The 14,101-nt window shown below is 72.4% G+C and carries 14 protein-coding genes; 6 read left to right on the top strand and 8 right to left on the bottom strand.

The genetic code is table 11. The features are described 5' to 3' along the window. Positions 1-24: 24 nt before the first annotated feature. Together Mco01_RS04765 and Mco01_RS04760 are read right to left on the bottom strand one after the other, a co-directional pair. Positions 25-813, bottom strand: coding sequence for a MerR family transcriptional regulator (locus tag Mco01_RS04765; RefSeq protein WP_204055668.1), 789 nt, complete (start codon positions 811-813; stop codon positions 25-27). Between the two features lie 133 nt (positions 814-946). Further along, positions 947-1,510, bottom strand: coding sequence for a TetR family transcriptional regulator (locus Mco01_RS04760; RefSeq protein WP_204055667.1), 564 nt, complete (start codon positions 1,508-1,510; stop codon positions 947-949). Between the two features lie 121 nt (positions 1,511-1,631). Here Mco01_RS04760 and Mco01_RS04755 point away from each other — a divergent pair, with 121 nt between their 5' ends. Continuing rightward, positions 1,632-2,573 carry an SDR family oxidoreductase gene (locus tag Mco01_RS04755; RefSeq protein WP_204055666.1) on the top strand — a complete coding sequence of 314 codons (942 nt, stop codon included), beginning with the start codon at positions 1,632-1,634 and terminating at the stop codon, positions 2,571-2,573. Between the two features lie 72 nt (positions 2,574-2,645). On the opposite strand, the gene Mco01_RS04750 is transcribed toward Mco01_RS04755, so the two are convergent. Beyond that, the gene (locus tag Mco01_RS04750) at positions 2,646-3,359 is read right to left on the bottom strand and encodes an SDR family oxidoreductase (RefSeq protein ID WP_239103340.1); all 714 of its coding nucleotides are present in this window, start codon (positions 3,357-3,359) and stop codon (positions 2,646-2,648) included. A gap of 76 nt (positions 3,360-3,435) precedes the next feature. On the opposite strand from Mco01_RS04750, the gene Mco01_RS04745 reads away from it, so the two are divergent. After that, positions 3,436-3,969 (top strand): TetR/AcrR family transcriptional regulator, encoded by a 534-nt coding sequence (locus Mco01_RS04745; RefSeq protein WP_204055665.1) that lies wholly within the window; start codon positions 3,436-3,438, stop codon positions 3,967-3,969. A gap of 90 nt (positions 3,970-4,059) precedes the next feature. Beyond that, on the top strand, positions 4,060-4,494 hold the full coding sequence (locus tag Mco01_RS04740) for a YbjN domain-containing protein (protein WP_198167472.1): 435 nt from the start codon (positions 4,060-4,062) through the stop codon (positions 4,492-4,494). On the opposite strand, the gene Mco01_RS04735 is transcribed toward Mco01_RS04740, so the two are convergent. Beyond that, the gene (locus Mco01_RS04735; protein WP_204055664.1) at positions 4,491-5,132 is read right to left on the bottom strand and encodes a TetR/AcrR family transcriptional regulator; all 642 of its coding nucleotides are present in this window, start codon (positions 5,130-5,132) and stop codon (positions 4,491-4,493) included. The genes Mco01_RS04740 and Mco01_RS04735 overlap by 4 nt on opposite strands. Positions 5,133-5,232: 100 nt before the next feature. Here Mco01_RS04735 and Mco01_RS04730 point away from each other — a divergent pair, with 100 nt between their 5' ends. Further along, positions 5,233-6,354: a Gfo/Idh/MocA family protein gene (locus Mco01_RS04730; RefSeq protein ID WP_204055663.1), complete on the top strand. Its 1,122-nt coding sequence runs from the start codon at positions 5,233-5,235 to the stop codon at positions 6,352-6,354. A 25-nt stretch (positions 6,355-6,379) separates the two neighbouring features. Here the strand turns inward: Mco01_RS04730 and Mco01_RS04725 are convergent, their stop codons facing one another. The 4 genes from Mco01_RS04725 to nrdR form a co-directional block, all read right to left on the bottom strand. Continuing rightward, complete coding sequence (locus Mco01_RS04725; RefSeq protein WP_204055662.1) at positions 6,380-7,006, bottom strand: NADPH-dependent F420 reductase; 627 nt, start codon at positions 7,004-7,006, stop codon at positions 6,380-6,382. Between the two features lie 54 nt (positions 7,007-7,060). Beyond that, positions 7,061-8,098 carry a hypothetical protein gene (locus Mco01_RS04720; protein ID WP_204055661.1) on the bottom strand — a complete coding sequence of 346 codons (1,038 nt, stop codon included), beginning with the start codon at positions 8,096-8,098 and terminating at the stop codon, positions 7,061-7,063. Between the two features lie 170 nt (positions 8,099-8,268). Next, positions 8,269-11,109 (bottom strand): vitamin B12-dependent ribonucleotide reductase, encoded by a 2,841-nt coding sequence (locus Mco01_RS04715; protein WP_204055660.1) that lies wholly within the window; start codon positions 11,107-11,109, stop codon positions 8,269-8,271. A gap of 91 nt (positions 11,110-11,200) precedes the next feature. Continuing rightward, complete coding sequence (gene nrdR, locus Mco01_RS04710) at positions 11,201-11,665, bottom strand: transcriptional regulator NrdR (RefSeq protein WP_036330608.1); 465 nt, start codon at positions 11,663-11,665, stop codon at positions 11,201-11,203. Positions 11,666-12,118: 453 nt separating this feature from the next. On the opposite strand from nrdR, the gene lexA reads away from it, so the two are divergent. Both lexA and Mco01_RS04700 read left to right on the top strand, forming a co-directional pair. Next, positions 12,119-12,832 (top strand): transcriptional repressor LexA, encoded by a 714-nt coding sequence (gene lexA, locus Mco01_RS04705; protein WP_232326716.1) that lies wholly within the window; start codon positions 12,119-12,121, stop codon positions 12,830-12,832. Positions 12,833-12,999: 167 nt separating this feature from the next. Beyond that, positions 13,000-14,097: a MalY/PatB family protein gene (locus Mco01_RS04700; protein ID WP_239103339.1), complete on the top strand. Its 1,098-nt coding sequence runs from the start codon at positions 13,000-13,002 to the stop codon at positions 14,095-14,097. The last annotated feature ends 4 nt before the right edge of the window (positions 14,098-14,101 follow it).

Below are 14,101 nucleotides of genomic sequence, written 5' to 3'. Positions count from 1 at the left end.
CACGGCCGTGGGGCAGGACGGCGGTCAGCGGGCCTGCCGCACGCGGTCGACGTACTCCATGATCTTCGGCAGGTCGTCGGGCGCCAGCCACTCGACCTGGTTGCTGACCCCCCGGCTGACCTCGTCCTTGTGGTCGCGCCACAAGGCGGCCGTGGAGGCCGCGATCCGGTCGTTCGCCTGCGGGTCGGGGCTCGCGTAGGGAACGCCGAGCGTCTCCCAGCGAGCGGCGAGGTCCCGTACGGCGGGATCGTCCACCGGTGTGCCGTCCTCCACGTGCTGCTTGAACGCGCGGACGAGTTCCAGCCACTCCATCTTGGTGGCCTCGACGACCTGCTCGCCCAGGTCCGCTCTGCGGCGGGCCAGCACTTCGCGCTGCTCTTCGGTGAAGTAGGTCTCGTACACCGAAATCATCTCCAATGTCGTCAGGAACTGCTCGGGGTCTGGCATGGCCGCCGCGTCGAGCTGTTCGATCAGCCCGCGGAGTTGCTCGCTCAACCGGGCCGCGCGGAGGGCGGACGCCTCGAACTCGGCCAGCTGCGCGGCGAACAGGTCGCGCAGCGCGACCACGTCGTCCGACGAACGGGCGAGCGCCGTGGCGATCTCCTCCAGTGAGAGGCCGAACCTCCGCAGGGCCCGTACACGGTAGAGCCGGCGTACGTCCGACGCCGTGTAGCGGCGGTGTCCGGAGGCGGTCCGCTGCGCCGGGCGGACGAGGCCGATCTCGTCGTAGTGATAGAGCGTCCGGATGGTGATCCCGGTCCTGCGGGACACCTCCCCGATGCTCCAGCCGGGCGCGACGTCGTCTCCGTACATGCTCAGAAGGTAGGACCTGCCGCCACGGGAGGTGCAAGACCGGGCGCCCGCGGACGAAGACGGACGCCGAGGCGGTCCTCCAGGCAAGGCGGCGAGCTCTCGGACCGGCCACCGGACCGCGCCGTGCGGCGCGTCACGTCCCGGCGGTGACCGCCTTGAGGTCGCCGAACGACTCCCGGATGAGGGACGTCAGATCCCGGTCGTCGTCGTCGATCCAGCGCTGGAACGCGATCTTGAACACGGCGATCCCGGCCTCGGCGGCCAGGCTCGCGGCCGGGTCGTCGACGCCGCGTTCGCGCAGCGCGCCGGCGAGCGCCGCGGACAGGTTGGCGAGCTTGATCAGCTCGCGTTCCCGCAGCTCCGCGTTCGCGACGATGACGGCCTGGCGCCGCCGGGCGCCCTCGCGGCGCTCCTGCATCCGTTCGCCGGCGACCTCCACAGCGCCGGCGATGACGTCGATCGGCGCGAGGCAGTCGGGTGCGCCGGCGACGGCGTCCACGAGGTGCTCCTGCAGCGCGGCGGAGCCCCAGAACAGGACCTCGCGCTTGTCCGCGAAGTAGCGGAAGAACGTCCGCTCCGTGAGCCCCGCCCGCCCGGCGATCTCCGCCACCGTGGTCTGCTCGAACCCGCGCTCCAGGTAGAGGTCCAGCGCCGCGCGTTCGAGGCGGCCGCGCGCGTTCGGCTCCCATCGGCCCATGCCCCGCATCCTACTTGATGACAGTGGCTGACATCAGGTGCTAGGTTGATGACAGTCACTGACATCCCCGTCCTCGGCACGTCCCCCGTGCCAGGACCATCGGCAACCGGGAGTACTTGTCATGCGCGTATTCGTCACCGGCGCGTCCGGCTTCATCGGCTCCGCCGTCGTTCCCGAGCTCATCGCCGCCGGCCACCAGGTCGTCGGGCTGGCACGCTCGGACGCCGCGGCGGCCGCCCTCACCGCCGCCGGCGCCCAGGTGCGGCACGGCACCATCGACGACCTCGACACCCTGCGGAGCGCGGCGGCCGCCTCGGACGGCGTGATCCACCTCGCGTTCAAGCACGACATCGCCTTCACCGGAGACTTCCAGGGCGCCGCCGACGCGGACCGCCGCGCCGTCGACGCGTTCGGCGAGGCGCTCGCGGGCTCCGACCGGCCGTTCGTCATCGCCTCCGGAACACTCGGCCTCCTCCCGGGACGGGTGCTGACCGAGCGGGACGGGCGGGCTCCGGAGACGGCGACGGAGACAGCGCCCGGGGCCACGGGCCCGCGGACGCGGCAGGACACCGCGCGGGCGACGCTCGCCCTCGCCTCCCGCGGCGTCCGCTCGTCGGTGCTGCGGCTCCCCCCGACGGTGCACGGCGAGGGGGACGGCGGCTTCATGGCGGCCCTGGTCGGCATCGCCCGCGCCCGCGGCGTCTCCGGCTACGTCGGCGACGGGTCCAACCGCTGGCCCGGGGTGCACCGGCTCGACGCCGCGCTCCTGTTCCGCCTGGCGCTGGAGAAGGCCCCGGCGGGATCGGTGCTGCACGCGATCGCGGACGAGGGCGTGCCGATCCGCACCGTCGCCGAGCTGATCGGCCGCCACCTCGACCTGCCGGTGGTCTCGATCCCGCAGGAGGACGTGGGCGCGCACTTCGGGTGGATGAGCGGCTTCATCGGACTCGACAGCCCGGCATCGAGCGAGCTGACCCGGGAGCTGCTGGGATGGCGGCCGGCGCACCCGGGGCTCGTGGAGGACCTCGACAAGGGCCACTACTTCGCGACGCCGTCCGCCTGACCGGCCACGCCCGGGACCGCCGCTGAGAGGCCGCGCGAGGCCCCTCACCGGCGATCCGCGGGCGAGGATCCGCTACGGCTTGAGGAAGCCTCCCCCGTCGACGCGCAGGATCGTGCCGGTGGTGTACGAGGCGCCGACGAGGTAGGCGACGGCCTCGGCCACGTCGTCCGGGGTTCCCACGCGTCCGACCGCGGTGCCCGCGGCGAACCCGTCGAGCGCGGCCCGCCGCTCCTCGCCCAGCCACTCCCACCAGCCGGTGTCCACCACCCCGGGCGACACGGCGTTCACCCGGATCGGCGCCAGCTCGACCGCCAGGCCGGGGACCGTCGCCTCGATCGCGCCGTTCACGGCCGCGAGCCCCGAGACGCCGGGGAAGGCCGCGCCGGCCGACGCGGCCGTCACGAACGTCAGCGACCCGCCGGGGCGCATCACCCCGGCGGCGGCCTGCGCGGTCATCAGGTGAGCGATCAGCTTGTCCTCGACGGCGCCGCGCAACGCCCCCGCCGTCAGCGACGCGAGCGGGCCCGCGGCCTGCCCGCGCCCCGTCACGGTGATGACCACGTGGTCCACCGGGGCGACCCCCGCCAGGAACGCCCGAGTCGCCTCGGGGTCGCGGGCGTCCACCACCGCGCCGGTCGCCCCCTCTCCGATCTCCTTCAGCGCCTGCTCCAGCCGATCCTCGGCCCGGCCGGCGATCACGACGTCCCGGCCCGTCCGCGCCAGCAGGGCGGCGGCCGACAGGCCGATGCCGGCGGTCCCGCCCACGATCACGACTCGCTCGCTCATCGAGCATCCCCCTCAAATCGAGACACTGTGCCTCGTAACGATAAAACGAGACACGGTGTCCTGTAAAGTGGGCCGCATGGTGGGCAGGCCGCGCAGCGAGGACGCCCGGAGGGCGATCCTCCGGGCCGCCCTCCGGCTGTGCGAGCGCGACGGCTACCCGAACGTGACGCTGAAGGGCATCGCCGAGGAGGCTGGCACCGGCCGCCAGACGCTCTACCGCTGGTGGCGGACGAAGGCCGAGGTGCTCCTCGAGGCGATGACGGACCTGGTGGCGGACCGGCTCGCTCCCCCGCCGGAGGACCTGGAGGAGTTCCTGCGCGACACGTTCGCGCTGACGGACGGGGTGGCCGGCCAGGTCGTGGCGGGCCTCATGGCGGAGGCCCAGTCGGACGAGGCGCTGGCCGCCCGGCTGCGGGCCGAGCTCATCGGCCCGCGCCGCGCCGCGCTCCGCCAGGTGATCCTGGACGGCGGGCCGCCCCCGGGAGCCGACCCCGAACTCCTGGTCGACATGGTCTTCGGAAGCATGTGGTACCGCCTGCTGAACCGGCACGCCCCCGTCGACGCCGCGCTCGCCCGCGACATCACCGCCCTGCTCGGCCGGATCTCCTGACGCGGCGCCCGGCGGCCGCGCCAGGGCGCCGGGAACTCCTCTGGCACGAGTGCCGCCTCATCGACGGCCGCATGGTGCAGGATGGAGGGCGTGACGCCTTCCCCAGCGGTCGTCCAGCCCGACCAGGAGCTCATCAAGGAGATCCTCGACGAGCTGGACCTCGACCACACCCTCGACGCCGAGGGCGACCTGGCGATCTCCACCGCCGAGCTGACGATCTTCTTCCTGTTCGGTTCCGAGGGCGATCTGTTCACGATCCGCACCTTCTACGACAGGAACTACTCCGTCGACGAGAAGCCGATGCTGCTCACGGCGCTCAACGAGTGGAACGCGGACACCATGTGGCCGAAGGTCTACGCGTTCACTCCCGACAACGGGGTGATCCGGGTGATCGGCGATTCCCAGCTCTACATCGGCGCCGGGGTGACCCGGGAGCACCTCACGACGGTGATCGCTCACTGGGTCAGGTTCGCGATCAAGTTCCACCGCTGGCTGGCCGACCGGCTCGCCTTCGAGCTCGACTAGTCGGCCGCCGGCGGCTCGCCGGGGACCGGGCCGGAGGCCGGGGCGCGCAGCCCGTCGAGCACCACGCGCAGGTTGCGCTCCCACTGCTCGCCGCCCGCGCGCAGGCGCAGCGTGCGCTCCCCCGTCGCCACCGCCGCCAGCAGGAACGGCACGTCCTGCCAGGCGAGGTCCGCCCGCATCACCCCGGCGGCCTGGGCCCGCTCCACCAGCCGCTGGATCAGCTCCTGCAGCTCGCCCAGGATCGCGTCCAGACCGGATCCGCAGGCGCCGCCGACCGCCTCGCGGATGCCGCAGCTCTCCGCCCGCAGCCGGGTGTAGGCGGCGGCGAACGTCTCGAACGAGCGCCAGGGGTCCGGGTCGTCGAGGGCGCGGCGGCCCACGTCGGCGGCCTCGCCCAGCACCTCGTTGAGCACCGCCTCCAGCAGCGCCTCCCGTGAGGCCAGCCGGCGGTAGAACGTGCCGATGCCGACTCCGGCCCGGCGCGCGATCTCGTGCGCCGTCACCTCGACGCCGACCTCGGCCACGGCCGCGCGGGCGGCCTCCACCAGCCGTTCCACGTTGCGGCGCGCGTCGGCGCGGGGCGGGCCTCCCGCGTCCGCGGTCAGCAGTTCCCCCAGCGCGCCGTCCCGCCTGATCATACGTGGAGCCTACCAGCAAGCGGACCGACGACGTCCGGTTGTGCTACGGTCAAGGAAAGCGGACCTTTTACGTCCGCTTACCGGCGTAACAGGAGGCGGAATGACGTCCGATCCGATCCGCGTGGGCATCGTGGGCGCGAACCCGGAGCGGGGGTGGGCCCTGCGGGCCCACGTCCCGGCGCTGCGGGCGCTCCCGGAGTTCGCGATCACGGCGGTGAGCACGACCCGCGAGGAGAGCGCCAGGGAGGCCGCCGCCCGGTTCGGCGCGGCCCACGCGTTCACCGACGCGCGGCGGCTCGCCGCCCATCCCGACGTGGACCTCGTCGTCGTCTCGGTCAAGGTGCCCCACCACGCGGAGCTGATCGAGGCGGCGCTGGACGCGGGGACCCCCGTCCTGTGCGAGTGGCCGCTCGCGCGCACCACCGAGGAGGCCCAGGGGCTGCTCGACCGGGCCGAGGCGGCCGGTGTCCGGCACTTCATGGGGCTCCAGGGCCGGTTCGCACCGGGCGTCGCCTACGCGCGTGACCTGATCGCGGACGGCCGCGTCGGCCGGGTGACCTCGGCCGCGGTGTACTCCGCGCTGGGCAAGGGCGCCGGCGGCACGCTGCCGGTCTGGAGCGCGTACACGGCCGACCGGGCGAACGGCGCGGGTCTGCTGGAGGTGGTCGGCGGCCACACGCTCGACGTGGTGGAACACCTGCTCGGCGACATCGGCGCGCTCTCGGCCATGCTGTCGGTCCGGCTGCCGCACTACACGGTCGAGGAGACCGGGGAGAAGATCGAGGCGGACACCCCCGACCACGTCCTCGTGTCGGCCGCGCTCGACGGCGGCGCGGTGGCCTCGGCGCACCTGCAGGTGGTCAAGGTCACCGACGCCCGCACCCGCATCGAGATCGCCGGCACCGAGGGCGACCTCGCGCTCGTCTCGACCGGCCCGGGCGGTCCGTACGGCGTGCAGATCGGGGAGCTGCGCCTGTTGGGCACCGCACCGGGATCGGGGGATTGGGAGGAGCTCCCGATCCCGGACCGGTACCTGTGGGTGCCCGAGCAGGCCCGCGCGATCGAGGCCGTCAACGTCGCCCAGCTGTACGCCCGGCTGGCCGACGACCTGCGTACGGGCGGCCGCACCGTGCCCGGCTTCCATGAGGGCGTGCGGCTGCACCGGCTGCTCGACACGGTCCGCCGGTCGGACGCGACCGGGACCCGCCGCCCGGCCGCCTGACACGCGGCCCGCTCGGACGGCGGTGTCAGCCCTTGGCGAGGGCCTCGCGCAGCTCGTCGGCCGTCAGCCGGGGGCCGTAGGCCGGCTTGTCCCGCTGGAACCTGCGGCCCTCCGCGAGCGGCCCGGCGTCGACGACGTCGAAGCCGAAGGAGTCGATGAGGTCGGCCACGACCTTCTTGGCCTCCTCGTCGTCGCCGGCGATCGGCAGGGCCCGTCGGCCCTCGGCCCCCCTGGGCAGGCCCTGGTCCGCCAGCTCGGCGAAGTGGATGCTGTTGAACGCCTTGACGACCCGGGACCCGGGCAGGTGGGCGGCGAGCACCTCGCTGTCGGTCGTCTCCCCCGCGTCGATCTCCGGGAAGCGGCCGTCCCGCTCGTGGTAGTAGTTGTTCGTGTCGATGACGATCTTGCCGTCGAGCGGCTCGACCGGCACCTCCCGGTAGCGGCCGAACGGGATCGTCACCACGACGACGTCCCCTGCCGCGGCGGCCTCGGCCGCGGTCGCGGCGCGGGCGTCCGGGCCCAGCCGGGCCACCAGTTGGGCGAGCGTCTCCGGCCCGCGGGAGTTGCTGAGCACCACCGAGTGGCCGGCGTCGACCGCCAGTTTCGCCACCGTGCCGCCGATCTTCCCGCTGCCGATCAGTCCGATAACCATGGCCGCTGCAACATCCCGCCCGCCCGGAGCATTCCCGCCTCGGGTGATGGGTTTTCAGTCGCGGACGTCCGGGTTGGCGGCGACGATCTCCTCGGCCAGCGCCCTCAGCCGGGGCAGCCGGCCGAGCAGACGCCGCGCCCGCCGTTCCAGGTCGGCGGGGCGGGCGACGCCCAGGTCGGCCAGCAGGTCCTCGAACGCGGGACGGTGCGCCGCCGCGACGGCGGGCGCGTCCGCCGAGAGGATCTTCAGGCAGCGGGCGTAGGTGGCGGCGATCCAGAACACCGCCTCGCGGTGCCGGCCGCCCTCGACCAGCGCCCGGCCGCCGTCCACTGCGACCGGCCGGGCCGCGGCGGTGATGTCGGAGGAGAAGGGGAACGGCGTGCGGGCCAGCGGGACCGCGGCGTCGAAGACCTCGGTCATCGCGCGCAGGTGCCGCGCCGCCCCGCTCGCCGTCATCCCGGCGCAGCCGAGCAGGTCGAGCAGCTCCTCGTAGCGGTCCAGGCGGCCGTACTCGGCGAGCAGATCCCGCGCGGCCGCGTAGCGCAGCCGCACGGTCGGGTTGCGGAGCCCCGCGGTCAGCACCACGTGCGCGGTCACGCCCGTCGGGAACAGCCACGCCGTCACCCTGTCGTGCACCGGGAGGGCGGCGGACAGCGTGCCGAGGCCGTCGGCGATCCGCAGCTCCGCGTCGCGGCAGCGCCGCCGCACCCACACCCGCCGCGGGTGCTCGGCGGACACGGCCGCCCGCAGCGCTGTCAGCCGGCCGGTCGGGTCGGCGACGATCGTGTCCGTACGGAAGCAGCCCGCCAGATGGTAGGAGCCGAGGACGGCGTCCGGCGGCCCGATGGCGTCCCACGTCAGGTAGGTGACCTCGACCAGCACGCCGTTCCACGGCACCTTGCCGAGCTTGGGAGGCGCCGTCGCGCCCGCCGTCACCACGACGACGTCGACGTCGGAGGCGGGCGGCAGCTCCGCCTCGTCCGGGAGCCACACGGCCGACCCGCTCAGGAAGGCGCCGGCGAAACCCGCAGTCCCGGCCGCGTGTTCGGCCACCCACCCGGCCGCGACGGCCCGCGCCTGCGCCACCTTCACCGCCCCAGTCTCCCCGACCGCCGCCCCCGGCGCGCGCGAGCGGGACTGCGTCGCCGGACGGCTGCGCCAGGGCAGGAGCCGGGGGTGCCGGGGCGCGTGCCGGCCGGGCTGTTTCCGGGCGCGCGGAAGGGGGCCGGTCGGCGACCGGCCCCCTTCCGTCAGGCGTTCTGTCAGCTGCAGCCGCTGGTGCTGCCGCAGCCCTCGCACACGTAGCAGCTGCCGGCGGGCCGCATCTTGGTGCCGCAGGTCATGCACAGCGGCGCGTCGGCCGTGCGGCCCTGGTGGCTCTCCAGCGACGCGCTCGCCGCCCGCCTCGGCTCGGGGACCGCCACGGGCTTCGGCTCGGCCGGCTTCTCCTCGATGGGCGCCGACTGGGCCAGCGCCTGCGTGTCCACGACCTCCTGGAGGGCGGCCGGGTCCTCGCCGCGCTGCTGGGCCGCGCGCTCGGGCGCCGAGAAGATCCCGAGCGCCGCCCGGTCCTCGTACGGCAGGTAGTCGAGCGCGAGCCGCCGGAAGATGTAGTCCATGACGGACTGCGCCATCCGGACGTCCGGGTCGTCGGTCATCCCGGCCGGTTCGAACCGCATGTTGACGAACTTCTGGACGTAGGTGTCCAGCGGCACGCCGTACTGCAGGCCGATCGAGATGGCGACGGAGAAGGCGTCCATGACGCCCGCGAGGGTCGAGCCCTGCTTGGACATCTTGAGGAAGACCTCGCCGAGACCGTCGTCGGGGTACGACGAGGCGGTCATGTAGCCCTTCGCCCCGCCCACGGAGAAGCGGGTGGTGATGCTCGGCCGCTGGGCCGGCATGCGGCGGCGGGTGGGCCGGGCCACCTCCACGACCTGGACGGCCGGGGCGGCGGCCTCCTCCTCGGTGGAGGACTTCTTCGCGGCCGACAACGGCTGGCCGACCTTGCAGTTGTCCCGGTAGACGGCCAGCGCCTTGAGGCCGAGCTTCCAGCCCTCCAGGTAGACCTGCTCGATGTCGTCCGCGGTGGCCGACTCCGGCAGGTTGACGGTCTTGGAGATCGCGCCCGACAGGAACGGCTGGGTCGCCGCCATCATCCGGACGTGGCCCATGGGGGCGATGGCCCGCTCGCCCATGGCGCAGTCGAACACCTCGTAGTGCTCGGCCCGCAGGCCGGGGGCGTCGACCACGTGGCCGTGCTCGGCGATGTACTCGACGATCGCCTCGATCTGCTCCTCCTGGTAGCCCAGCCGGCGCAGGGCCCGCGGGATCGTCTGGTTGACGATCTGCATGCTGCCGCCGCCGACGAGCTTCTTGAACTTCACCAGCGCCAGGTCGGGCTCGATGCCGGTGGTGTCGCAGTCCATCATCAGGCCGATCGTGCCGGTCGGCGCGAGCAGCGAGGCCTGGGCGTTGCGGTAGCCGTTCCGCTCGCCCAGCCGCAGGCAGTCCTGCCACTGCCGGGTCGCCTCGGCGTGGATGGTCCTGTCCATCTCGTCGAGCGCGCGCAGGTCGTCGTTGGCCGCCGCGTGCTTGCGCATGACCCGCTTGTGCGGCTCGGCGTTGCGCTGGTAGCCGTCGTACGGGCCGACGATCCCGGCGAGCTCGGCCGAACGGCGGTACGACACCGCGGTCATCAGCGAGGTGATCGCGCCGGCGATGGCCCGGCCGCCGTCCGAGTCGTACGCGTGACCGGTCGCCATCAGCAGGGCGCCCAGGTTGGCGTAGCCGATGCCGAGCTGCCGGTACGCCCGGGTGGTCTCGGCGATCTTCTCGGTCGGGAAGTCGGCGAACGTGATGGAGATGTCCATCGCCGTGATGATCAGCTCGGTCAGCTTCACGAAGTTCGCGACGTCGAACGTGTCGTCGTCGCGCAGGAACTTCAGCAGGTTGATCGAGGCGAGGTTGCAGGAGGAGTTGTCCAGGTGGAGGTACTCCGAGCACGGGTTGCTGGCCGTGATGCGGCCCGTCTCCGGGCAGGTGTGCCAGTCGTTGATCGTGTCGTCGTACTGCAGGCCGGGGTCGGCGCACTCCCAGGCGGCCTGGGCCATCTTGCGGAACAGGGACCGCGCGTCGACCCGCTCGATGACCTCGCCGCTCAGCCGGGCCCGCAGCCCGAAGCCGTCGCCGGCCTCGACCGCGCGCATGAACTCGTCGGACACGCGCACCGAGTTGTTGGCGTTCTGGTACTGCACGGACACGATGTCCTTGCCGCCGAGGTCCATGTCGAACCCGGCGTCGCGGAGGGCGCGGATCTTGTCCTCCTCCCGCGCCTTCGTCTCGATGAACTCCTCGATGTCGGGGTGGTCCACGTCCAGCACGACCATCTTGGCCGCCCGGCGGGTGGCCCCGCCCGACTTGATCGTGCCGGCGGAGGCGTCGGCGCCCCGCATGAAGGAGACCGGGCCGCTGGCCGTGCCACCGCTGGACAGCAGCTCCTTGGAGGAGCGGATGCGGGAGAGGTTGACCCCCGAGCCCGAGCCGCCCTTGAAGATCACACCCTCTTCCTTGTACCAGTCGAGGATCGACTCCATCGTGTCGTCCACGGCGAGGATGAAACAGGCCGACACCTGCTGGGGGGAGAGCGTGCCGACGTTGAACCACACCGGGGAGTTGAAGCTGAAGATCTGGTGGATGAGGGCGTGCTTGAGCTCGTGGTCGAAGATCTCGGCGTCCTCGTCGCTGGCGAAGTAGCCGTTCTCGACGCCGGTCCGGGTGTAGACCCCGACCACGCGGTCGACGAGCTGCTTGAGGCTCCACTCGCGCTGGGGCGTGCCGACGGCGCCGCGGAAGTACTTCGTGGTCACGATGTTGGCCGCGTTGACCGACCAGAACTCGGGGAACTCCACGCCGTGCTGCTCGAAGTTGACCGAACCGTCGCGCCAGTTCGTCATAACGACGTCCCGCCGCTCCCAGCGGACCTCGTCGTACGGATGGACGCCGGGGGTGGTGAAGATCCGCTTGATCTTCAGCCCCTTGCGGGGCCGCTTGCCGCCGCGGCCCCCCGCGCCCGGTACGGCGCCGCTCACGGTCTCCGTCATGACTTCCCCCTCCCCAGGGCCCGGTGGAGCCCCATGTTTCGGACCACGCTCTCCCATAACCACATCGTGTCGCGCCGTGGCGCGCGGGCGCCTACCGCTCGCCCGCGTCCGCCCGGGCGCCTCTGAGCTGCTCGATCTCCGCCTCGAAGTCGGCGAGGGTCTCGAACCCGCGGTAGACGGACGCGAACCGCAGGTAGGCCACCTCGTCGAGCTCCCGCAGCGGGCCGAGGACGGCCACCCCCACATCATGTGAGGGGATCTCGGCGGCGCCCGTGGCGCGGATGGTCTCCTCCACCTTCTGCCCGAGCTGGGCCAGTGAGTCCTCGCCGACCGGGCGGCCCTGGCAGGCCCTGCGCACGCCGGCGATGACCTTCTCCCGCGAGAACGGCTCGGTGACCCCGCTGCGCTTGCTCACCATGAGCAGGACGGTCTCCTGGGTGGTGAACCTGCGCCCGCACGCGGGGCAGGTGCGCCTGCGGCGGATGGCCCCGCCGTCCTCCGTGGACCTGCTGTCCACGACCCGGGTGTCGGGGTGGCGACAGAACGGACAGTGCATGCCATCGCCTCCCGGAAACGCCCACCAAGAACACAAGGTGTGGTGAACTTACATCGATGTGACTACTAGATGTTGTGGTCCAACCGTAGGAGCGCCCGTCCTTGAACGCAAGTCGGACCGGCCCGCCGAGGCGAAGTCGCTGCTCGCCCGGCGTGTCGCGGGTCCGGGCACGGCTGGTGCCCCTGGGAAGGGGGTGGCGAACCTCCGCGATTCCCCGCTTCGCCGGTACGACCGGAAAAGTCTTGCGCCGACATTTTCCGTCACTTGTGAGCTGGGCCTACACGACGGCAACTAAGATCCGTAAAATCGAACACGATAGCGATCGAACTCCCGTACGATGTGCTCGACCTCGACATCGGCGATTTCGATAATATCGAACAATTGTTTGACGCAGATCTTGGATCGAGGTACGGTCGCTCTGTGCGACATGGGGAACACGGATTGAGAGGTGGCATCGTGAGTGACCGAAGTGAGCAAGCGGAGGGCGTCGGCGACCTCGCGGTTCGCAGGCGCGACTCCCTTGGGCTCACCCCCAGGCAGCGCAAGATCTTGGAAGTGATCCGCGACTCGGTCCAGCAGCGCGGCTACCCGCCGTCCATGCGCGAGATCGGGGAGGCGGTTCAGCTCACCAGCACCTCCAGCGTGTCGCACCAGCTGACCGCCTTGCAGCGCAAGGGCTATCTCCGCCGTGACCCGCACCGGCCCCGGGCCCTGGAGGTCCGGCTGCCGGGTGAGCCGGTCCTGTGGGTGGATCCGGACGCCGCCGAGGAGGAGGCCGGGTTCAACCGGCCCACCGCGGCCTACGTCCCGCTGGTCGGCCGGATCGCGGCCGGCGGTCCCATCCTGGCCGAGCAGAGCATCGAGGACGTGTTCGCCCTGCCGAAGCAGCTCGTGGGCGAGGGCACACTGTTCCTGCTCCAGGTCACCGGTGACTCGATGATCGAGGCCGCGATCGCGGACGGCGACTGGGTCGTGGTGCGCCAGCAGCCGGTCGCCGACAACGGCGACATCGTCGCGGCGATGATCGACGGCGAGGCCACCGTGAAGACGTTCAAGCGCAAGGACGGCCACGTCTGGCTCGTGCCGCACAACCCGAACTACGAGCCGATCCCGGGTGACGAGGCCACCGTGCTGGGCAAGGTGACCGCCGTCCTCCGCAAGCTGTAGCCACGTCCGCCGGTCCGCGGCCGGTGTCCGGCCGCGGACCGGCGGAAGCGGGATCGAGGCCGCTCTCCGTGGACCTGCGAGGCGGGATCGCGGCCGCTCTCCGGCCGTGGACCTGCGAGGCGGGATCGTTGCACGCGGGCCAAATCGGGACCAATAGGGTGAGTCGGGTGAATCTCGACCTGCTCTCCCTCGAAGCGGCCCGCTCCCGTGACGGGATCAAGTGGGCCCGCGCCGCGTCCGGCGTCATCCCGGCCTGGGTGGCCGACATGGACTTTCCGGTCCCCGACGCGGTCAGGGAGGCCGTCGCCCGGCGCGCCGCCACCGATCTCGGCTATCCGGAGTGGCTCGACCAGCCCTCGGCCGGGCCGCTGGCGGAGGCGTTCGCCGAGCGCATGGAGGCGCGGTACGGCTGGCACGCCGACCCCGGTCACGTGCGCTCGTACACGGACATCAACCAGGCCCTGCAGGTCCTGCTGCACGTCATGACCCGGCCGGGCGACCCGGTCGCGATGCACCTGCCCGCGTACGACCCCTTCATCGTCACGATCACCGCCATGGGCCGCCGCCTGGTGCCGATGAGGCTCAGCGCCGAGGGGCGGTTCGAGGTCCCGGACGAGCCCGTCCCGGTGCTCCTGCTGGTCAACCCGCACAACCCGTCCGGGCGCTCGTTCACCCGGGAGGAGCTCGAGTCGGTGGCCGCGTACGCCGAGCGCCACGGCACCCTGGTGATCGCCGACGAGATCCACGCGGAGCTGACCTACGCCCCGGTGCGGCACATCCCGTTCGCCACGATCCTCCCCGGCCGCACGGTCACGCTGACCTCGGCGAGCAAGGCGTTCAACATGGGCGGGCTCCACTGCTCGGTCGCCCACCTCGGCGCGAAGGACGCGCGGGACGCGATCGGCCGCGAGCCCGCCCACATCTACGGCGCTCCCGGCGTCCTCGGCGTGGAGGCCACGGTCGCCGCCTGGCGGCACGGCGATCCGTGGCTGGAGGCGGTGCTGGCGATCCTCGACCGCAACCGCCGCCTGATCGCCGAGCGGCTCCCGCCCCGGGTCCGGTACCGCGTGCCTGAGGCCACCTACCTGGCGTGGCTCGACTTCGGCATCCCGGACGCCGCCGGCCTCCTCGAGCGGGAGGCCCGGGTCAAGCTCAACCCGGGCCCCCTCTACGGAGGCGGGGACACCTACGCCCGCCTCAACTTCGCGACGTCGGCGCCCATCCTGGAGGAGATCCTCGCCAGGATCTCCTCCGTGACGGGCTGACCCG

The organism is Microbispora corallina (assembly GCF_016863035.1).
GTDB classification, from domain to species: Bacteria; Actinomycetota; Actinomycetes; order Streptosporangiales; family Streptosporangiaceae; genus Microbispora; species Microbispora corallina.
Note: the sequence above shows the minus strand (reverse complement) of the source record. Positions and strands in the feature narration are given on the sequence as shown.

Coding starts and splice junctions, on each gene's coding strand:
- Mco01_RS04735 (WP_204055664.1), bottom strand. CDS start 5,132: ATGATCAGGCGGGACGGCGCGCTGGGGGAACTGCTGACCGCGGACGCG.
- Mco01_RS04730 (WP_204055663.1), top strand. CDS start 5,233: ATGACGTCCGATCCGATCCGCGTGGGCATCGTGGGCGCGAACCCGGAG.
- Mco01_RS04750 (WP_239103340.1), bottom strand. CDS start 3,359: ATGAGCGAGCGAGTCGTGATCGTGGGCGGGACCGCCGGCATCGGCCTG.
- Mco01_RS04745 (WP_204055665.1), top strand. CDS start 3,436: ATGGTGGGCAGGCCGCGCAGCGAGGACGCCCGGAGGGCGATCCTCCGG.
- Mco01_RS04715 (WP_204055660.1), bottom strand. CDS start 11,109: ATGACGGAGACCGTGAGCGGCGCCGTACCGGGCGCGGGGGGCCGCGGC.
- nrdR (WP_036330608.1), bottom strand. CDS start 11,665: ATGCACTGTCCGTTCTGTCGCCACCCCGACACCCGGGTCGTGGACAGC.
- Mco01_RS04760 (WP_204055667.1), bottom strand. CDS start 1,510: ATGGGCCGATGGGAGCCGAACGCGCGCGGCCGCCTCGAACGCGCGGCG.
- Mco01_RS04765 (WP_204055668.1), bottom strand. CDS start 813: ATGTACGGAGACGACGTCGCGCCCGGCTGGAGCATCGGGGAGGTGTCC.
- Mco01_RS04725 (WP_204055662.1), bottom strand. CDS start 7,006: ATGGTTATCGGACTGATCGGCAGCGGGAAGATCGGCGGCACGGTGGCG.
- Mco01_RS04755 (WP_204055666.1), top strand. CDS start 1,632: ATGCGCGTATTCGTCACCGGCGCGTCCGGCTTCATCGGCTCCGCCGTC.